Origin of the sequence: Streptomyces sp. NPDC091280, assembly GCF_044768565.1 — a bacterium.
Classification (GTDB): Bacteria; Actinomycetota; Actinomycetes; order Streptomycetales; family Streptomycetaceae; genus Streptomyces.
The window spans coordinates 96,846-115,293 of record NZ_JBIVUZ010000008.1; the positions used below are offsets into that span (position 1 = coordinate 96,846).

General features: G+C 71.4%; 15 protein-coding genes. 10 read left to right on the forward strand and 5 right to left on the reverse strand.

Annotated elements, in window-relative coordinates; translation table 11 throughout:
• Positions 1-73: 73 nt before the first annotated feature.
• Both ACIQPR_RS24255 and ACIQPR_RS24260 read right to left on the reverse strand, forming a co-directional pair.
• Positions 74-1,687 carry an ABC transporter substrate-binding protein gene (locus ACIQPR_RS24255; RefSeq protein WP_403651663.1) on the reverse strand — a complete coding sequence of 538 codons (1,614 nt, stop codon included), beginning with the start codon at positions 1,685-1,687 and terminating at the stop codon, positions 74-76.
• Positions 1,688-2,265: 578 nt separating this feature from the next.
• Positions 2,266-3,069 carry an IclR family transcriptional regulator gene (locus ACIQPR_RS24260; RefSeq protein ID WP_403651666.1) on the reverse strand — a complete coding sequence of 268 codons (804 nt, stop codon included), beginning with the start codon at positions 3,067-3,069 and terminating at the stop codon, positions 2,266-2,268.
• Between the two features lie 159 nt (positions 3,070-3,228).
• On the opposite strand from ACIQPR_RS24260, the gene ACIQPR_RS24265 reads away from it, so the two are divergent.
• The 4 genes from ACIQPR_RS24265 to ACIQPR_RS24280 all read left to right on the forward strand — a co-directional run bounded on the left by ACIQPR_RS24265 (position 3,229) and on the right by ACIQPR_RS24280 (position 7,454).
• Positions 3,229-4,095 carry an alpha/beta hydrolase gene (locus ACIQPR_RS24265; RefSeq protein ID WP_403651669.1) on the forward strand — a complete coding sequence of 289 codons (867 nt, stop codon included), beginning with the start codon at positions 3,229-3,231 and terminating at the stop codon, positions 4,093-4,095.
• Positions 4,096-4,420: 325 nt separating this feature from the next.
• Positions 4,421-5,011 (forward strand): carboxymuconolactone decarboxylase family protein, encoded by a 591-nt coding sequence (locus ACIQPR_RS24270; protein WP_403651672.1) that lies wholly within the window; start codon positions 4,421-4,423, stop codon positions 5,009-5,011.
• Entirely contained in the window at positions 5,011-5,997 is a 987-nt protein-coding gene (locus tag ACIQPR_RS24275) for an aldo/keto reductase (RefSeq protein WP_403651675.1), read from the forward strand. The genes ACIQPR_RS24270 and ACIQPR_RS24275 overlap by 1 nt, the downstream gene beginning before the upstream one ends.
• 95 nt (positions 5,998-6,092) lie before the next feature.
• Positions 6,093-7,454, forward strand: coding sequence for a DHA2 family efflux MFS transporter permease subunit (locus tag ACIQPR_RS24280; protein WP_403651678.1), 1,362 nt, complete (start codon positions 6,093-6,095; stop codon positions 7,452-7,454).
• 28 nt (positions 7,455-7,482) lie between these two features.
• Here the strand turns inward: ACIQPR_RS24280 and ACIQPR_RS24285 are convergent, their stop codons facing one another.
• The 3 genes from ACIQPR_RS24285 to ACIQPR_RS24295 all read right to left on the reverse strand — a co-directional run bounded on the left by ACIQPR_RS24285 (position 7,483) and on the right by ACIQPR_RS24295 (position 10,320).
• Entirely contained in the window at positions 7,483-8,631 is a 1,149-nt protein-coding gene (locus ACIQPR_RS24285) for a serine hydrolase domain-containing protein (protein ID WP_403651681.1), read from the reverse strand.
• Between the two features lie 194 nt (positions 8,632-8,825).
• Positions 8,826-9,302, reverse strand: a complete 477-nt coding sequence (locus ACIQPR_RS24290; RefSeq protein ID WP_403651684.1) for a hypothetical protein — start codon at positions 9,300-9,302, stop codon at positions 8,826-8,828.
• Between the two features lie 259 nt (positions 9,303-9,561).
• Positions 9,562-10,320, reverse strand: a complete 759-nt coding sequence (locus ACIQPR_RS24295; protein ID WP_403651687.1) for a DUF3050 domain-containing protein — start codon at positions 10,318-10,320, stop codon at positions 9,562-9,564.
• A gap of 229 nt (positions 10,321-10,549) precedes the next feature.
• Here ACIQPR_RS24295 and ACIQPR_RS24300 point away from each other — a divergent pair, with 229 nt between their 5' ends.
• Genes ACIQPR_RS24300 through ACIQPR_RS24325 form a run of 6 tightly spaced genes read left to right on the forward strand, consistent with a single transcriptional unit; the run spans position 10,550 to position 18,430 of the window.
• Complete coding sequence (locus tag ACIQPR_RS24300; protein WP_403651690.1) at positions 10,550-11,128, forward strand: hypothetical protein; 579 nt, start codon at positions 10,550-10,552, stop codon at positions 11,126-11,128.
• A gap of 28 nt (positions 11,129-11,156) precedes the next feature.
• A complete protein-coding gene (gene pabB, locus ACIQPR_RS24305; protein WP_403651693.1) occupies positions 11,157-13,346 on the forward strand; it encodes an aminodeoxychorismate synthase component I in 2,190 nt (729 codons plus the stop codon).
• The gene (locus ACIQPR_RS24310) at positions 13,343-14,866 is read left to right on the forward strand and encodes an AMP-binding protein (RefSeq protein ID WP_403651696.1); all 1,524 of its coding nucleotides are present in this window, start codon (positions 13,343-13,345) and stop codon (positions 14,864-14,866) included. The genes pabB and ACIQPR_RS24310 overlap by 4 nt, the downstream gene beginning before the upstream one ends.
• Before the next feature lie 23 nt (positions 14,867-14,889).
• Positions 14,890-16,452 carry a class I adenylate-forming enzyme family protein gene (locus ACIQPR_RS24315; RefSeq protein WP_403651699.1) on the forward strand — a complete coding sequence of 521 codons (1,563 nt, stop codon included), beginning with the start codon at positions 14,890-14,892 and terminating at the stop codon, positions 16,450-16,452.
• Positions 16,449-17,618 carry an FAD-dependent monooxygenase gene (locus ACIQPR_RS24320; RefSeq protein WP_403651702.1) on the forward strand — a complete coding sequence of 390 codons (1,170 nt, stop codon included), beginning with the start codon at positions 16,449-16,451 and terminating at the stop codon, positions 17,616-17,618. The genes ACIQPR_RS24315 and ACIQPR_RS24320 overlap by 4 nt, the downstream gene beginning before the upstream one ends.
• A 17-nt stretch (positions 17,619-17,635) precedes the next feature.
• The gene (locus ACIQPR_RS24325; protein WP_403651704.1) at positions 17,636-18,430 is read left to right on the forward strand and encodes an aminotransferase class IV; all 795 of its coding nucleotides are present in this window, start codon (positions 17,636-17,638) and stop codon (positions 18,428-18,430) included.
• Positions 18,431-18,448 lie beyond the last annotated feature (18 nt).

The following is an 18,448-nucleotide window of genomic DNA, read 5'->3' on the forward strand; positions in this document are numbered from 1 at the left end:
TCTTGGGCCGGGCGGCCCTCGTCTCTTGGGCCGGGCGGCCCCCGTCGTCGGGTACGGGGGCCGCCCGGAGTGCCTACTTGGTGGCGTAGAAGGCCAGCGGGCTGGCGAAGGGCGCGCCCGCGCTGACCTTCACCCCGCCGATGCCGGGACGGACGTAGTAGTTGACCGGGGTGAAGGCGACCGGGGCGAACCAGGCGTTCTGCACCAGGTACTCCTGCATCTGCCGGTCGAGACCGGCGCGTTCCGTCGGGGCGGCGGCAGCGGCCTTGTCGAACAGGGTCGTCAGCTCGGGGGCGGTGGAGCCGAAGCCGTTGAAGACCTTCGAGCCCGGCATGAAGAGGTCCAGGCCCTCCAGGTACATGGGCTCCTCGGTGAAGCCGCCCGAGACGGCCGGGTACTTCTTGTTGGTCTGGTTCTCGACGAACGAGGTGATGCTGGTGACGGCGGTGACCTTCACCTTGATGCCCACCTTGGCCAGCTGACCGGCGACGGCCTGGGCCATGGTGTCGAAGCCGACGAACGTGGCGGCGAGGACGGGCAGGGTGAACCCGTCGGGGTAACCGGCCGCCTTCAGCAGCGACTTGGCCTTCGCCGGGTCGTACGCGTAGTGGTCGGCGAGGGCGGCCGAGTAGCCGTCGCCGCCCTTGATGACGGTCTGGACGGTCGGCGTCCCGCTGTCGCCGAGCAGCGCCTTGGTCACCGCGTCCCGGTCGATCGCGTAGTTGATCGCCTGCCGGACCCGGACGTCACCGAGCGGCTTGGACACCTCGCCGCCGCGGTCGATCAGGCTCAGCCCCTGGAGGATCACCGGCAGCCCCACGGTGGACATGCCCGCCGACCTGGCCGAGGCGGCCGACGTGTAGTCGCCCTTGTAGACGTCGATCTGGCCCGTCTTCATCGCGTTGACCGCGGTCTGGCCGTTCTGCACGATCTTCATGACGATCTTCTTGTAGTGCTGCTTGCTCTTGTCGTAGTACGACGGGTTGGCCGTGTAGGTGTAGTGGTCGCCGGCCACGCTCTGCGAGGGCTGGTAGATGTAGGGCCCGGCCCCCTGGCTGGTGTCGGTCGGCGTGAGCTTCGACGCGCTCGCGAGCCCCTTGGGGCTGATGATCTGCCCGATGCCGTACGACTGGGTCAGCAGCGTCGGCAGGATCGGGTTGGCCTTCGCCAGCTCGATGGTCAGCGCCAGCGGACCCGTGGCCGTGATCGTCGCGTCGGTGAGGTAGTGGGCCTGGTTGCCCTGCGCCTTCTTCGCGTACTCCAGGGACGCCTTGACCGCGTCGGCGGTCACCGGTGTGCCGTCGGCGAACCTCACCCCGGAGCGGAGCGTGACGGACAGTTCGGTGTTGCCCGTCCCGACGTACTTCCAGGACTTCGCGAGCGCGGGCTGCACGGTGCCGTCCGGGGAGAGGTAGAACAGCGACTCGTACGACAGCATCGTGAAGTCGACGAACCCGAGGTCGAGGCTGCCCGGGTTCATGGTGGGCGGCGCCTGCTGCTCGGCCACGGTCAGCGTGTCGCCGGCGACGGCCTTGCCGGTGCTCTGCGCGCCGGTGGTCGATCCGGTGCCGCCGCCGCAGGCGGTCAGGGTGAGGGCGAGCCCGGCGGACAGGGCCACGAGGCCACCGCGGGCGGCCCGGAGTGCTCTCGGGCCGGGCAGTCGGGAAGCGGAGTCGAGGAAGTGCATGTCTTCTCCTAGCGCCACGGGAGATCCGCCACGGCGGCGGAGACCGGAAGGGCGGGCAGCTGAAGGTGGTGGGAGACATCCGCGCGCGCCGGGCGGGGCGTCGGGGTCGCGGAGCCCGGGTGATGCCCGGGTGGTGCCCGGGAGCGGGTGTCCACCCGCGGATGGGCACGGAGTGAGTGGTGCGAGCCGGCCGGCGGAGGGCCGGTGGATGCGGAGGGTCGGGTGCGTCGCCGGGGACCGCCGCGCGGCGACGGCCGTGAACGGGCCGTGCGGGACCGACGGTCTTCAGGGATGAGCGGCGACGAACCGGAGGTGCTCCCGCTGCTCGCGAGGATCGGGCTCAGATGCTGCGGTGGTGCCGGCCCACCGGGGGCTGGCCGGTGAACAGGGGCGCGGCCGTCTCCCTCACGCGGTGCGGACGAGACGTGACCGGCCCAGTGGTGTAACCCTGCTGAAACGATGCCCTGCTGTCCAGAGTCCGTACGGGGTGGATTCGCCGCGGACCCACAAGATAAGCGTGCGTATCGTGACGCGGGCCCCAGGCCGGATCGCGTGCCGGGCGCGGGGGCCGCGAGGGCTCAGCCCAGGAGACCGTGCAGCGCGCCCGCCGTCGTCCGTACGGCGTCGACCCGGCTCAGGAGGGTCTCGCGGGTTTCCAGGAAGGCGATCGTCGAGACGTTGACGGCGCCGATGACCGAGCCCTTCGCGTCACGCACCGGCACGGCGAGGCAGCGCACGCCGAGTTCGTTCTCCTCGTCGTCCAGCGCGAAACCCTGTTCGCGCACCTTGGCGAGTTCGGCCCGCAGTGCGGCGGGTTCGGTGAGGGTGTTCTCCGTGCGCGGCGCCAGCCCCAACCGGCCCATCAGATCGGTGAGTCGGTCGTCTGCGAGGTCGGCGAGGACGCACTTGCCGATCGCGGTGGTGTGCAGCGGCAGTTGCATGCCGACCCGGGAGGAGTCCTGTACCGGGTTGGGCCCCGACACCTTGACCAGCAGGGTGATCGCGTCGCCGGTGCGCACACCGATCTGCACCGTGTGACCGATCCTGCGGCCGAGGACCTCCAGTTCGGCGCGCATCACCTGGTCCTCCTCGCAGCCCTGGGTGATCCGGGCGGCGAGCGCGCGGACCCGGGGCCCGGGGCCGTAGCCGCCGGAGCCGTCCGAGGCGAGGAAACCGGTGGCCACGAGGTTCTGCAGGATGCGGTGGGCGCTGGCCTTGGGCACCCCGGCGGTCGCGGCCACATCGCCCAGCCGGTGCGGATATCCGGGCGCCGACGCGGCTTCCAGCAGGTTGAGCGCCTTGTCGGTGGCGTTGCCGGCGAAGGAACTGCGCCCTCCCCGGCCGCCGGTCTGTGAGTCCACCGAAGTTTCGATCCCGGCCATTGACAGGCTCCAGTCGCAGCGTTTCACTGATGAGCGTTCCACAAGAGAATACATCATTCTACGTAGTGGAACGTCCGGGTGGTGGGTCGGAGGGCTGCCGTACCCGCCTCGGAGGTCCCGGACCCGCACCACGAACGTATCCCCGAGAGGACGAGCCCCGTGGCCGAGAAGGTTCACAAGGTACGCACGACACCCGAGCAGATGGCAGCCATCGAACAGCAGTGGATCGACGAGGTCCGCGAGGACCAGGAACTCACCACCTTCGGTCTCTACCCCCAGCCTTCGCGCGGCAGCGCGGACGCCCGAGGCAGCTATCAGCTCTACCTCCCGCCCCAGTACGAGACCGAGCCGGCCCGACGGTTCCCCGTCATCTACTGGCTGCACGGCGGTTTCGGCAACGCCCGGCAGGGGTCCGACATGGTCGCCCGGATCGACAAGGCGATCCGGAACGGCGTGATGCCTCCGGCGATCGTCGTCGTCCCGCAGATCCTGCCGATCGGCTGGTACGTCGACTCCAAGGACGGCGCCCGCCCGCTCGCCCAGATCACCGCCTTCGACCTGGTCCGGCACATGGACGACACCTACCGCACCATCCCCGAGGCGCGGGCGCGTACCGTCGAGGGCTTCTCGATGGGCGGCTTCGGCGCCCTGCACCTCGGCCTCAAGTACCCGAAGATCTTCGGGAAGGTGTCGTCGATCGCCGGGGCGATCCTGCGCGACCTCAAGGACGAACCCGAGGACCGGGTCAACAACACCTACTTCGGCGACCAGGAGTACTACGACCTCTGCCACCCCTGGAGCCTGGTCCTCGCCAACGCCCCCGAACTGCGCCGCACCAGCCAGGTCCGCCTGCTGTCCGGCCGCCTCGACACCAGGCTGGCACCCACCATCCGCGACCTGGACACCCGTTTCACGGACCTCGAAGTCCCGCACGACTTCTTCGAGTTCCCGGACGCGGACCACGAGTACGCGGACATCATGGACGGCTACGGAGACAAGTACTACGCCTGGTGGCGCACCGCCTGACCGGCCGCTTCCCCCCTATCCACCAGCGGGTTGAACGCCCCGTCCGGGCCGTTCCCCGCACCAGAGTCGCCACACCGCCCCCGTTTCTGCCCGGTCGGCCGACCGTCGATCCCCTGCTCGGCCCACCGGTGCCGGGCGCCCGCGCCCGGGGCACCTCCCCTTTCACCCGCCCCCGACCACGCGACCGCGCGCCCTCGAAGCGCCACCTCGTGGTCACGGACGGCGCTGTCCCGGGCGCGGGCCTCTCCGGCGGACGTCACCGCCCGATCCCGTGCGCGCGGCCCTCGACCTGGCGACCCTCCATCTCCCGAAAGGCAGCGCGACCATGCGCCTGACCCCCATCACCGGCCTGACCCCCGAACAGACCGCACTTCTGGAGACCATCGTCGGTCCCGGAGCCGAGGAACCGCCCCCGCCCTTCCTCGTTTGGGCACGCAACATGGAACTCGCCCACTGGGTCGAGAACCTCGGCCGCTACTGCCGCAACGAGTCCCGATTCCCGCAGCGGTTGCGGGAGTTGAGCGTGCTGATCTGCGGCCGGCACTTCGACAGCCAGGCCGCCTGGAACGCCCACATCCAGCAGGCCGTCGAGGAGGGCGTCCCCGCCGAGTGCCTGGAACGCCTCGCGCGCGGCGAGGACCCGCAGTTCAAGGCCGAGGACGAACGCGTCTTCCACGCCTTCGCCCACGAGATGCTCTACGACCACTTCGTCACGGACGAGACCTACGCCGAGGCCCTCGCGCTGTTCGGTGAGGAAGGCGTGCTGGACCTGATCGGCTGCGTCGGCAGCTTCAGCATGTCCGCGATGATGCTCAACACCTTCCAGGTCCCGCTGCGCCCGCACCTGCCCCGGCCCTTCGCCGACATCGACGGATTCCGGCGGGTGGCCGCCCCGGACCGAGAGGGTGGGGCCTGATGCCGCAGTCCCCGCCGCGGTCGCTCGACGGCCTCTTCGAAGAGAAGGGCGAGAAGAGAGAGCAGGGCGAGGAAGGTGAGGTGGGCCAGGCAGGCCAAGAAGGCATGGAGTGCGCCGCGCACCGATTCGTCCTCGGCGGCCCCTTCGGAGCGGAACCCGCCGAGACCACCGCCGAGCGCCTCGCCCGTTTCGTCGGCATCGGCGGCCTCCTCGTGGAGACCTCGCACAGCTACGCCGGCGGAAAGGCCGAGTCGGCGGTCGGCGACTGGCTGCGCGAGCACCCCGGCACCCTGCGCGTGGTCACGAAGGTCGGCCACGACACGACCGGTGGGGACATCCCCTTGGACCGGGACACCGTCTTCGAGCACGTGCGGTCCGCGTCGGCGAACCTCGGCGTCGACACCATCGACGTCCTCCTCTACCACTGCGACGACCCCGCCCGGCCGGTCGCCGAACTCGCGGACACCCTCGTTAGTCTCGTCGCGGCCGGACACGTCCGCCGTGTCGGCGTCTCCAACTGGCGCGCGGAACGACTGGCGCGGCTCGCCGTCGAACTCGGCGAGCGGGGTCAAACCCCCGTCGCCAGCTACCAGTTCAGCCTCGCCGAGCCCGACCCGGCTTTGCTGGAAGGCAGTCTGCACGCCGACAGCGCCGTACTCGACGTCGTGCGCGCACACCGGCTGCCCCTGATCGGCTGGTCCTCGCAGGCGCGCGGCCACTTCGCGCGCACCGGACCGAAGGAGCACCACGGCAAGCCCGATCCCTACGACACCGAGGACAACCGCGCCCGACGCCTCCGCTGCCGCGAACTCGCCGTGGAACTGGGCTCGTTGCCCGAGACCGTGGCCCTGGCCTGGACGCTTCACCACCCCGGTGTGTGGCCGTCCATCGGCGCGCGGACGACCGCCCAGATCGACAACTCGCTCCGGGCGCGCCGCCTCACGCTGACCGAGGAGCAGGTCCGCTGGCTCAGGGACGGCAGTTGAGCCAGGAGCGGCGGAGCGGGCCGCGATTCGGCCACCGGGTCTCCGCGAAGGTCGCCGTGTGCGCGGTGTTCGTCGCGGCGAACTTTATGGCGATCATGGACACCACGATCGTCAACGTCGCGCTCCCGGCCATGGGCCGCGAGTTCGCGGTGGACCCGTCCGGACTCAGCTCGGTCAATGTCGGATACCTGGTGGCCCTCGCGGTCTTCATCCCGGTCTCCGGCTGGCTCGGCAACCGCTTCGGCACCCGGCGCACGGCGCTGACCGCCCTGCTGCTGTTCACCGCGGCCTCGGGCCTGTGCGCCACCGCGGGCTCGCTGGCGGCGCTCACCGCGTACCGCGTCCTCCAGGGTGTCGGCGGCGGACTGCTCGCCCCGGTCGGGATGACGATGATGCTGCGGGCGTTTCCGGTGGCGGAACGGCTGCGCGCGCAGCAGTACGTCATGCTGCCGACCGCCGTCGCCCCCGCCCTGGGACCGGTCCTGGGCGGCTGGCTCGTCGACACGGCCTCCTGGCACTGGGTGTTCCTCGTCAACCTGCCCGTCGGACTGCTCGCCCTGTGCTTCGGGCTGGGCGTGCTGCCCGACTTCCCGGGCCGTGGCGCAGCCCGTTTCGACGTACTCGGTTTCGTCCTCGCGGGCGGTGGACTCGCGGCGGTGCTGTACGCCCTCACCGCCGCCCCGGACCGGGGGTGGGGAAGCGGCGCCGTCCTCGTCCCGCTCGTGGGCGGCGCTCTGTTCCTCGCCGCACTGGTTCCCTGGGAGCTGCGCGCCAGGCATCCGATGATCGAACTGCGGGTCTTCGGGGACGAGTTGTTCCGCACGACCCAACGGGTCCTGCTGCCGACCGGGGCCGCCTTCATGGGCGTGCTGTACCTCTGTCCCCAGTTCCTGCAAACCGAGTTGGGCTACGACGCGCTGCGCTCCGGCCTCGCCACGTTCCCGGAGGCTCTCGGCATGCTGACCGCCTCCCAGATCGTGCCCCGGGTCCACGACCGGGTCGGCCCCCGCCGCCTCATGGTCGTCGGCGGTGCGGGCGCCGCGCTGGTCGTCGTCCTCCTGACGATCCTCACGGCCGACCCGCGACCGCTCGCCTTCTACCCGGCGACGTACCTGCTCGGCGCGTCGGTCGGTCTGCTCTTCGCGAGCGCCCAGAACGCGGCCTTCGTGACAATCCCCCCGTCGCGTACGGCCGACGCCACCACGCTCCTGAACATGCAGCGGCAGACCGCCGGGGCGTTCGGGGTGGCTCTGGCCGGCACCCTTGCGGCATCGTCGGCCGGCGGCGCGTCCGCCTACCGGATCGCCTTTCTCACGCTGGCCGCCCTGTGCCTGTGCGCGTCGCTCCTCGCCCTGCGCGTCAGCGACCGCCAGGTCAGGGAGGCGTACGGCGCGGCCGACCCGAGTCCCGCGCCCGGCGAAACGGCCGCACGGGTGAGACGGACCGCCGGTCCCTGAGAACCCGACACGTCCAGGTTCCTCACCGTCAGCCCTCCGCCGCGCACCGCCAGAAGTCCCGCATCAGCCGCGTCGGTGTCGGGCTGGTCATCGCCACCTGGGTCAGCAGGACCGTCACCGTGCCGGTGGGCGGAACGAGGTGGGCGGTGGTGCCGGTGCCGCCGACCCAGCCGTAACGGCCGGGGACGTTCCACGGGTCGACGGGGGCGATGTCGACCTGGCCGCCGTAGCCCCAGCCCTGGCCCTCCAGGAAGAGGGTCGCGGCTTCCCGTTGGGCGGCCGTGAGGTGGTTCGTCGTCATGCGGCTCACCGAGGTGGGGGAGAGGACCCGTGTGCCGTCCGGTGCCGTGCCGTCGTCCGCGAGCATGCGGCCGAAGGCCAGCAGGTCGTCGGCCGTCGAGACCAGGCCGCCGGCGCCCGAGGGGAAGGCCGGGGGCCGGCTGAAGCCGCCGTCGGGGGTGTCCGCCCGCTTCAGGGCGCCGTGCTCACCCGGTGTGTAGGCGGTGGTGAAGCGGGCCCGCTTCGACTCGGGGACCGTGAACGCCGTGTCCGTCATGCCCAGCGGTCCGAAGAACCGCTCCGCCAGGAAGGCGGGGAAGGACGAGCCGCAGGCGCGGGCGACCAGGACGCCCTGGAGGTCCGAGCAGGTGTTGTAGAGCCAGGCGCCGCCCGGCTGTTGCACCATCGGGATGCGGGCCAGGGCGGCGAGCCATTCATCCGGGCCGGGCTGGAGGTAGGGCGCGCGGCCGTCCTGCTGGAACGCGAGCAGCGCCTGTACGGCAGGCAGCGAGAAGTCGTCGGGGAAGCCCCACCCGGCCCGGAAGCTCAGCAGGTCCTCGACCGTGATCGGACGGTCCGCGGGCACGACGTCGTCGACCGGCGAGGAGGGCGTGCGGACCACCGTCGGCTTCGCCAGCTCCGGCAGCCACTCGGCCACCGGGGTGTCCAGCGCCAGGCGGCCGTCCTCCACCAGCGCCAGCACGGCCGCCGCCGTGACCGGCTTGGTGACCGAGGCGATCCGGAAGATCGCGTCGCGGGTCATCGGCGCGGTGCCTTCGGCGTCGAGGGAGCCCACGGCCACCACCTCGACGTCGTCGCCACGGGCCACCAGGCCCACCGCGCCCGGCACCGTTCCGTCGTCGACGGAACGGCGCAGGGTGTCGTGGAGAGAGCTCATCGGTCGGCCTTCCGGTCCGGGGAGTCGTGTCGAACGCATGGGTTACGACTCTCCTCGCCCCGCGAACTCATCGCTCCCCGGCCGGTCGGGAATGCGGTGCGCGGTACTGCGTCGCTCCGGGCGGAACCTGCCCGGGGGCGAGCCCGGTGCGGGTGGGCGTCGTCCGCCCGGAGCGAGTTTCGGGTACGGCCCGCTCAGCTGAAGACGAAGGGTCCGGGCGACTGGGCGGCGCTCGACGTGCAGGTGACGGAGATGCCGAAGATGACCATCTTCAGCGAGCCGCCGTAGAAGTCCAGGCTGTCGCCGACGGCCACGGTGCCGGGCAGCGGACCGACGGTGACCGCGCCGCCCGCGGGTATGGCCGGGTTCACGGTGCCGCTGAACACCCGGCTGGAGCCCGCGGAGTTGGTCATGGTCAGCGTGGAGCTGATGGAGTTCGCCGACAGGGCGAGCGGTGTGGTGATGGCGGTGGAGCTGAGGGTGATGGTGGCCGAGGTGCTGCTGACCTGGGTCGCGGTCAGGGTGGCCGCGCCGCCGCCGAAGATGCCGCAGGAGGCGGTGATGGTGGCGCTGGTGGGGGTGACGGCGGCGGACGCGGAAGGCGCGAAGCCCAGCGTCGTGGCGGCGATGACCGCAGCCGTGAGTGCCGCACCTGTGGTGAAGCGTTTCATGGGGATCGTGGTCCCTTCCCGTGGACAGGAGTGCCATGTGTGGGATGGTGACCCCGGGCCGGGTGGGTGCGGGCACACTGCGGGGGATCGGATCTGACGGTCCGTCGGAACGTACGATCCCCATTGATACGCGGGCGGCACAGAACGACCTAGGTGAAATTCGGCCGACTGTGCCCGAGCGGTTTTGGACAGCCTCCGCGACGTGGACCGGCCGGTGGGCCGGAACGGTCCCTCGGCCGCTGTTCCGCGGCGACCGCGCTCACTCCATGGCCGCCACGATCCCGTCCCACAGCAGCGACCGCGCCTCCAGCGCCAGCGTCGCCGTCTCGATCGCCTCCTCCCAGCGGCTGTCGTCCGTTCCGCACAGGTCGGCGACCATCTGCATGGCCATGGGGGTGTGTTCCTCGCCGTCCACCTCGATGTGACGCGCGAGGTAGTCGCAGAACAGCGGAAAGCGGTCCGTGCCCTCCTTCTTGATCACCTGGTCGAACATGTCCGGGATCAGGTCCTCGCGGGAGAAGGCGAAGGCGGCGGCGCGGCAGTGCAGCGGGCGGTCCTCGATGATGCCGAAGGTCGTGCGCACGAACTCCGAGGCGGGAGCCGGGACTTGGGCCGCGCGCAGCGCCGCGGGCACGCCGTGGCCCTCGATCAGCAGAGCGAGGAACGCGTCGATCCGGGTGGTGTCGGCCCCGGCCTCGGTCATGCCGGCGCGGTACAGCTCGAAGTGACTGGTGAAGCCGCCGCCCAGTTCGTCGCTCTCCTCGACCAGCACGATGTCGTTGATGAGCCGCCGGCTGACCTCGGAGCCCCGTGGCACCCAGGGGACGTCGACACAGGTCAGTTCACGCTGCAAGGACTTGAGCAGGGACATGAAGTCCCATACCGCGAAGACGTGGTGCGCCATGAACGTCGCCATGTTCTCGCTGCTGTCGATGCGCTGGTAAATCGGGTGTGCGGTGACTTCTTTCCGCGCCTGCCCGATCACCGAACGAGCCTTTTCGATTCCCTCGTTCCGCATATCCCAATCGTACCTGGACATGATTCTCCTTCGGTCGGGGAAGTGATCGTGCAGCAATTCGAGTCGGGCCTGCAAGCGCTTCCTCGAATCTGGGGGAAGTTACCTCCAGTAGCGCTCGACAGAGCACGCAAAGATAGTGAAAAGTCCGATAAAGAGTCACGATTCGGGCATTCAAAAAAACTTCGTTGAAGATTTGAACGTGCTGTGAAGATGCTGCGTACCTGTCCCTGTGAGCAGTAATCCCGTCACCGTCACCGTGGCCTATCACGTGGTGTCGGGCCGTGAACCCGACTTCCATTCGTGGGGCTGGTCGATGCTGGGCGCGAGCGCCCGGCAGCCGGGCTTCATGGGAGGCGGCGTCCTTGTCGACCGAGATGCGGAGTGGCATGTCGTCTATCGCTTCGCCAGCGAGGGAACGGCCCGGGCCTGGGAGGACTCCACCGCACGGGCCCAGTGGGACGTCCGGGCCGCGGACTTCGCGCGGCAGACCGGGCGCCGGAGCGTGCGGGGCTCCAAGGTGTGGTTCGACACCCAGACCACCACACCGAAGCCGCTCACTCCGCCGGCGAAATGGAAGCTCTGGTTCGTGAACATGAGCGCCGTCTTTCCGCCGGTGCTGCTGTTCAATCTGATCATTCTTCCTTATCTTGGCGGCCTCAATCCGCTAGTCCGCACATTCCTGTTGTGCCTGTGTGTGACGGCTCTCGTCACCTGGATTCTCATGCCGCGGCTCCAGCGTTTCCTCAAGAAATGGCTGTATCCGCCGCTCCAGGCATTTCGTGGACGGCACAAAAGACGGACCGCATAGTCCGCCGCGAACCAAGGGAGGTGGGCGGGTGAAGACCCTGCTCATCGACAATTACGACTCATACACGTACAACCTGTTCCAGCTGATCGCCGAGGTCAACGGCGAGGAACCCGTCGTGATCCGCAATGACGCCCCGGGCGGGACCCCGGATCTCGCGGATTTCGACAATGTCGTGGTGTCGCCCGGACCGGGCCACCCGGGCGAGCCGCGCGACTTCGGCATCGCCTCCGCCGTGCTCGCCGGCTCCCCGCTGCCCGTGCTCGGCGTCTGCCTGGGCCACCAGGGCATCGCGCTCGGCGAGGGCGCCCCGGTGACCGCCGCGCCGCAGCCCCGGCACGGGCATCTGTCCACGGTCCGGCACGACGGACGCGACCTGTTCCGCGGACTCCCGCAGGACTTCACCGCCGTCCGCTACCACTCGCTGGCCGTGCCCGAACCGCTCCCGGACACCCTGGAGGCCACCGCCTGGGCCGAGGACGGCGTCCTGATGGGACTGCGGCACCGAGGCCGGCCGCTGTGGGGCGTGCAGTTCCACCCGGAGTCCGTACTGACCGAGTACGGCTACCGCATGCTCGTCAACTTCCGCAATCTCACGGCGGAACGGGCCGGACGGCCCCGCACCAAGAACACCGCCGTCACACCGGCCGCCGCCGCGATACCGCGCCCGAGGCAGGCCCCCCGCCCCGCCTACCGGCTGCACACCCGGCGGGTCGCCGGCGCGGTCGACACGGAGGCGGCCTTCACCCGGCTGTACGGGGCGTCACGACGCTCGTTCTGGCTGGACAGCGCCCTGGTCGAGGACGGCCTCTCCCGGTTCTCGTTCCTCGGCGACGACAGCGGCCCGCTCGCGGAGTTCGTACGCTACGACGTCGAGTCCGGCACCTGCGAGATCGAGCGGCCGGGACGGCCCACCCGCAAGGTCGCCGCGAGCGTCTTCGACTACCTGAGACGACAGTTGACGACACGTCATGTCGAAGCGGGCGACCTGCCCTTCGACTTCACCGGCGGGTACGTCGGCTACTTCGGCTACGAGACCAAGGCCGACTGCGGGTCGCCGAACCGGCACTCCTCCGAAGTGCCGGACGCCTGCTGGCTGTTCGCGGACCGGCTGATCGCGGTGGACCACCTCAAGGGCTTCACCTACGCCGTCTGCGTCGCCGAGGACACCCCGCGGGCCACCTGGGAGGCGACCGACTGGCTGGAGAGCACGCTGGCCCAGCTCAGCTTCATCACCCCCGAGCCCGAACGCCCGCCGCTGCCCTCGGTGTTCGAGCCCGACGTCGGTGCCGCCGAGCCGTGGCTGGTGCGCGACCGGGAGACGTATCTCGCCGACATCGCCGCCTGCCAACGCGAGTTGAAGGCGGGCACCAGCTACGAGATCTGCCTGACGAACGCGGCCCGTTTACCCGCCCCGCCCGACTCCTTCGCCTACTACCGCGAACTGCGCCGGACCAACCCCGCCCCCTACGCGGCCTTCCTGCGGCTCGGCGACGTGGACGTGGCGGGCTCGTCCCCGGAACGGTTCCTGCGGATCAGCCGCGACGGGATCGCCGAGGCCCGCCCCATCAAGGGCACCGCGCCGCGCGGCGAAGGACCGCAGGAGGACGCCCGGCTGCGGGACGCGCTCGCCTCCGACGCCAAGACACGCGCGGAGAACCTGATGATCGTCGATCTGCTCCGCAACGACCTCGGCCAGGTCTGCCGGACCGGGTCGGTACGGGTCACCCGGCTCATGGCCACCGAGACGTACGCGACCGTGCACCAGCTGGTCTCCACCGTCGAGGGCCGGCTGCGGGAGGGCACCGACGCGGTGGAGTGCGTGCGGGCCTGCTTCCCCGGCGGCTCGATGACCGGGGCACCGAAGCTGCGCACCCTGGAGATCATCGACGGGCTGGAGACCGAGGCCCGCGGCGTCTACTCCGGTGCCCTCGGCTACCTGGGATGCAGCGGGGGAGCCGACCTCAACATCGTCATCCGTACGGCCGTCATCGCCGACGGGCTGATGCAGCTGGGGGCCGGGGGCGCGATCGTGCTCGACTCCGACCCGGCCGCCGAGTACGACGAGATGCTGTTGAAGACGGCGGCCCAGATGCGCGCCCTGCACCGCTACACCGGGGACCGCATCCGCGAGCAGCGCGACCACGCGGCGGTCCGCGCCGCCCTGCGCGCGGAGGGTGTCCGCGGCGAGCACACCGCCACCGAGGAGCCCGTGCGATGACGACCCCGCAGACCCTGCTCCCGCCGGCCGACGCCGAGGCGCCCGGCAACCTCGCCGCCCAGCTCGCCGGGCTGGCCGAGCGGCGCGGCTGGACCGGCCGGGCCGCCTTCCACCAGGGCCACCGGACCTGGACCCACGGCGAGGTGCACGCGCTCGCCGCCCGGGCCGCCACCGTGCTCTCCCAGCACGGAGTGCGGCCGGGCGACCGGGTGGTGCTGGCCCTGCCCGACGGCATCGCCTGGGTGACGGTGTTCCTCGCCGCCGCCCGCCTAGGCGCCGTCGCCGTCCTGGTCAATCCCGAACTCCCGGCCCCGGACCAGGAGTTCATGGCGGCGGACGCGCAAGCCGCCCTCTGCGTGACCGGGCCGGGCCTGGAGAACCGATTCCCCGACCGGCCCCGGCTCGGAGCCGACCAGCTGCTCGCGCTCACCGCCACCGCTCCGCCCGCCCCCGCCCACCAGGTCGACGCGCACGCGCCGCTCTACGTCCAGTACACCTCCGGCACCACGGGCCGCCCCAAAGGCGCCGTGCACACGCACGGCGACCCGAAGGCCTACCACGACCTCATCGGACGGCGGTTGCTGCGGATCACCGCGGACGACGTCACCCTGTCGGTGTCCAAGCTGTACTTCGCCTACGGCTTCGGCAACGCCTTCGTCTTCCCGCTCTTCTCCGGCTCCTCCGCCGTCCTGGTCGACCGGCGCCCGGCCCCGGCCACCGTCGACGAGCTGGTGGCCCGGCACCGGGTGACCCTGCTCTACTCCGTGCCCTCCGCGTTCGCCGCGCTCGTGGCCGACCGGGGCAGCGGACACCGCGCCTGCTTCGCCTCGATACGCGCCGCGGTGTCGGCCGGCGAGGGACTGCCGGAGCAACTCGGCCCGCAGATCACCGAGTTGCTCGGCGCGCCGGTGCTGGAGCAGATCGGCTCCACCGAGGCCGGCCACGCCTTCTGCGCCAACAGCTTCGGACACAACCACCCCGGCACGGTCGGCAGACCCGTCCCCGGCTTCGAGGTGGAACTGCGCGACCGCGCCGGCCGCCCGGTACCGGACGGCACCGAGGGCGAACTGTGGGTGCGCGGCCCGACGATCACCCCCGGCTATCTGAACCGGCCCGAGGAGAGCGAACGCACCCTCGTCGGCGGCTGGCTGGCCACCCACGACCGGGCGGTCCGCGAACCGGACGGCGCGTTCCGGCACCTGGGCCGCGCCGACGACATGGAGATGGTCGGCGGCATCACCGTCTCCCCACTGGAGATCGAGGCCGTACTGCGCGGCCACCCGGCGGTGAAGGAGGTCGCGGTCGCCGCCGTCACCGACGGAACCGGAGCCAGCCGACTGCGCGCCTTCGTCGTCCCCACCACCCGGGCCCCGGACGGCCTCCAGGACGACCTGCTCCAGCTCGCCCGCGAACGCCTTGCCGCCTTCAAGGTGCCGCGCAGCGTCAGCATGGTCCCCTCCCTGCCCCGCACCCCGACCGGCAAGCTCCGCCGCCACCTGGTCCGCCGAGGCGCCTGGTGACCACCACAGAAAGGAACGGCCAGATGCGAGAGCAGCACCCTCCGCTCGCCGACCGCGGGTTCTACCTCGGCCCGCTCTTCCGGCAGGCGGCCGAGCGCCACGGAGCCGTCCACGTCACCCTCGACCGGCCGCTCGACACCCACCCCGCCCAAGGCGTCGACCTGACCTACACGGCCCTCGCGGACCTCGTCGACGACCTGTCCGGCCGCCTGTGGGCAGCGGGCGTACGGCCCTCGGAGCGCGTGGTCGTCCACAAGACCGACAACGTCGACATCGTCCTGCTCACCTGCGCGATCTCCCGCATCGGCGCGGTACCGGTCCTGCTCTCGCCCGCGCTGGCCGGACCGGTCGTCGCCGAACTCGTCGGACGACTGCGCCGGCCCTGGCTGATCACCGACCGGGCCAAGCTCGACGGACCGCTCAAGGACGTGGAGATCCCGGTCCTGCGCGTCCTGTCCGTGGACGAGGCGCCGGGCGCCGAACCTCTCACGAAGCACGCCGGCGCCGAGCGCCCCGCACCGGTCCGCCTGCACCCGCGCGAAGCCGCCCTGATCACCCACAGCTCGGGCACCACCGGCCTGCCCAAACTCGCCGTGCACTGCCCGAACACCATGTGGAACCGGCTGATCCCGCAGCAGGCGATGGGCTGGCCCACGCGCGGCGAGACGGCGGCCCTGCACATGTCGTTCGTGCACTCGCGCTTCTACCACCTGCTCGGCGTCCTGCTCCGCTACGGCAGCCCCCTGGTCCTGATCACCGACCCCGACCCGGCGGCCGTCGCACCCCTCCTGGTCCGCCACCGCCCCGGCATCGTCGAGACCCACCCCAACACCTTCGTCCTGTGGGAGGAACTGGCCGAGGCACCCGGCGCGCCCCTGTCACGGGTGCGGTCCTACGGCTCCACGTTCGACGCGATCCACCCGCGCACGGTACGACGGCTGCTGGACGCCTCCACCCGGCGCTCCCCCTGGCTGCTCCAGCTGTACGGGCAGAGCGAGACGGGACCCGTCGCCTTCCAGTGGTTCACCCGGCGCAGCGCGGCAAGGGCCGACGGACGCCGGGTCGGCATCGGGATACCGGGCTTCACGCGGGTCCGGATCACCGGCCCCGACGGCCGGCCCACGCCCCCCGGGACCCCCGGCCGGATCGAGGCCCGCACCCGCGGCCGGATCCTCACCTACCTCGGCCTCCAGGACCGCTACGACCGTCAACTCCACGACGGCTGGTGGGAGATGGGCGACATGGGCTACCGCAGCAGGCTCGGCGCCCTGTACCTGATCGACCGCGAGATCGACCGCATCGACTCCGTGCACAGCAACCTGGAGGTCGAGGACGTCCTCATGGACCGGCTGGAGGAGTTGCGCGAAGTGGTCATCGTGCCCGGCGCCGACCGGGAGCCCGTACCGGTGGTGTGCGTGCGCGGCGAACGCGCCCTCGACCCCGAACGCTGGCGGAAGGCCACGGCCGACCTGCCGGCGATGGCCGAGCCCCGCCAGTGGCGGTTCGAGGAACTGCCGATGACCGCCACCTGGAAGGTGAAGCGGCTGGAGATCACCCGGATGCTGTCGACGGGTGCGCGCGCGTGAACCGGGTCGTGGTGGTCGGCGCGGGACCGGCGGGCCTCGCCGCGGCCCTCGCCCTGCGGGCACGTGAACTGCCCGTCGTCCTGCTGGAGGCCGACCCGGAGCACCGCGAACGCCCGGGCAGCCGCGCCCTGTTCGTGCACGGCGAGACCCTCGCGCTCCTCGACGCGATGCTGCCGGGCCTCGGCACCGAGATCAGCTCCTACGGCCTGACCTGGCGGACCCGGCGCACCCTCTACCGGGGCCGCGAGGTGTACTCCCGCACCTTCGAGCCCCGCTCCGGCCCACCGCCCTTCACCAGCCTGCGCCAGGTCGACACCGAACGCTTCCTGCGGGCCGCGTGCGAGCGCGCCGGGGTGGAGTTCGTGTGGGACGCCCGCGTCACGGACGTCCGTACGACGGCGACGGGCCTCTCACTGAGCTGCGCGGACGGACGGGAGTGGGACTGCGCCTACGCCGTCGCGGCGGACGGCGCCCGCTCCACCGTCCGGGGCTCCCTCGGCATCCCCATGGAGGGCAGCCGGGGCGAGGGCTTCCACGTGGTCGTCGACGTGGCCGAAGTCCCGGACGCCGAACCGCAGTTGGAGCGGGTCTTCCACTACGAGCATCCCGGCGTCGGCGGACGCACCGTGATGCGGGTGCCGTTCACCGGCGGCTTCCAGGTGGACCTCCAGTGCCGGGACGACGACGCGCAGGCGGAGTTCGGCACCGAGGCGGCCGTACGGGAGTGGCTGCCCGCGATAGCCGGCGAGGAGTACGCCGACTGCGTCCTGTGGGTGTCGACCTACCGCTTCCTGCGCAAGGTCGCCGCCACGTTCACCGACCGGCACCGGCGGGTGCTGCTCGTCGGCGAGGCGGCGCACCTCTTCCCGCCGTTCGGCGCGCGCGGCATGAACAGCGGCATCGCGGACGCGGCGGCGGCAGCCGAGGCGATCGCCACCGGCTCGGTCGAGCAGTTCGCCCAAGTACGGCGCTCCGCCGCGCTGTTCAACAGCGCGGCGGCCGGAGCCGCACTGGACCAGCTGCGCCCCAGGCGCCGCATCGTCAGGGTGCGGCAGCGCACGGCCGCCGCGCTCGCGCCCGTGCTGCCGTGGTGCGGCTCGTGGCTGGAGCACGCGCCGTACGGGCCACGGCACGGAGCCCCCGCCGTCGCGGGCCGCAAATACTGAACAGACAAGGGGTAGTTGTGACGCAACCAGTCATCGTGGAGGGCCTGTCGGCGTGGTCGCCGGAGCAAGGGCTGACCCCTGCCGGAACATCCGAGGGACGGCTGCTCGTCGCGGACTCCTGGCTGCTGCGGGACGGCCGGGTGCGCGGTCTCGAACGGCACGAGGAGCGCTTCCTGCGTTCGTGCAGCGAGGCGGGCGGACCGCGTCTGCACCACCTGCTGAGGTTCTGGCACGAGATGACCGAGGCCCTGCCGCGCACCGGGGAGTGGTTCCCCCGGGTGGAACTCGCCGCCGGCACCATGGAGTTGCGGCTCCTCATGCGGCAGGCGCCACCGCTCGGCACGGGGGTGCGCGTCTGGGCCACCGGGCAGTCCGACCCCAGGGTCGTCCCCCGCCGCAAGGGCCCGGACCTCGACACCCTCGCCCGAGTCCGCGGGCGTGCCGCGCAGGAAGGCGCGGAGGAGGCGGTGCTCGTCACCCCGTCCGGCGTCGTCCTGGAGGCGGCCACCGCGAGCGTCCTGTGGTGGGAGGACGACACCCTGTGCCTGCCCTCGCCGGTGCTGCCCGTGCTGCCCGGAGTGACCCTCGCCCTCATTCAGGAACGGGCCCTGCGCACCGGCATCCGCGTCGCCCACCGCGAACGCACCGTCACCGAACTGGACGGCCGCGAGGTGTGGCTGGTGAACGCGCTGCACGGCATCCGGCCGGTCACGGCATGGATGGGCGGACTGCTTCGCGCGGCACCGGCGGAACGCGCCCCGGAATGGCGGACATGGCTGGAGGGCATCATGCGGCCACTCTCCGAGAATTAGCGACAATCGGCACAGCGA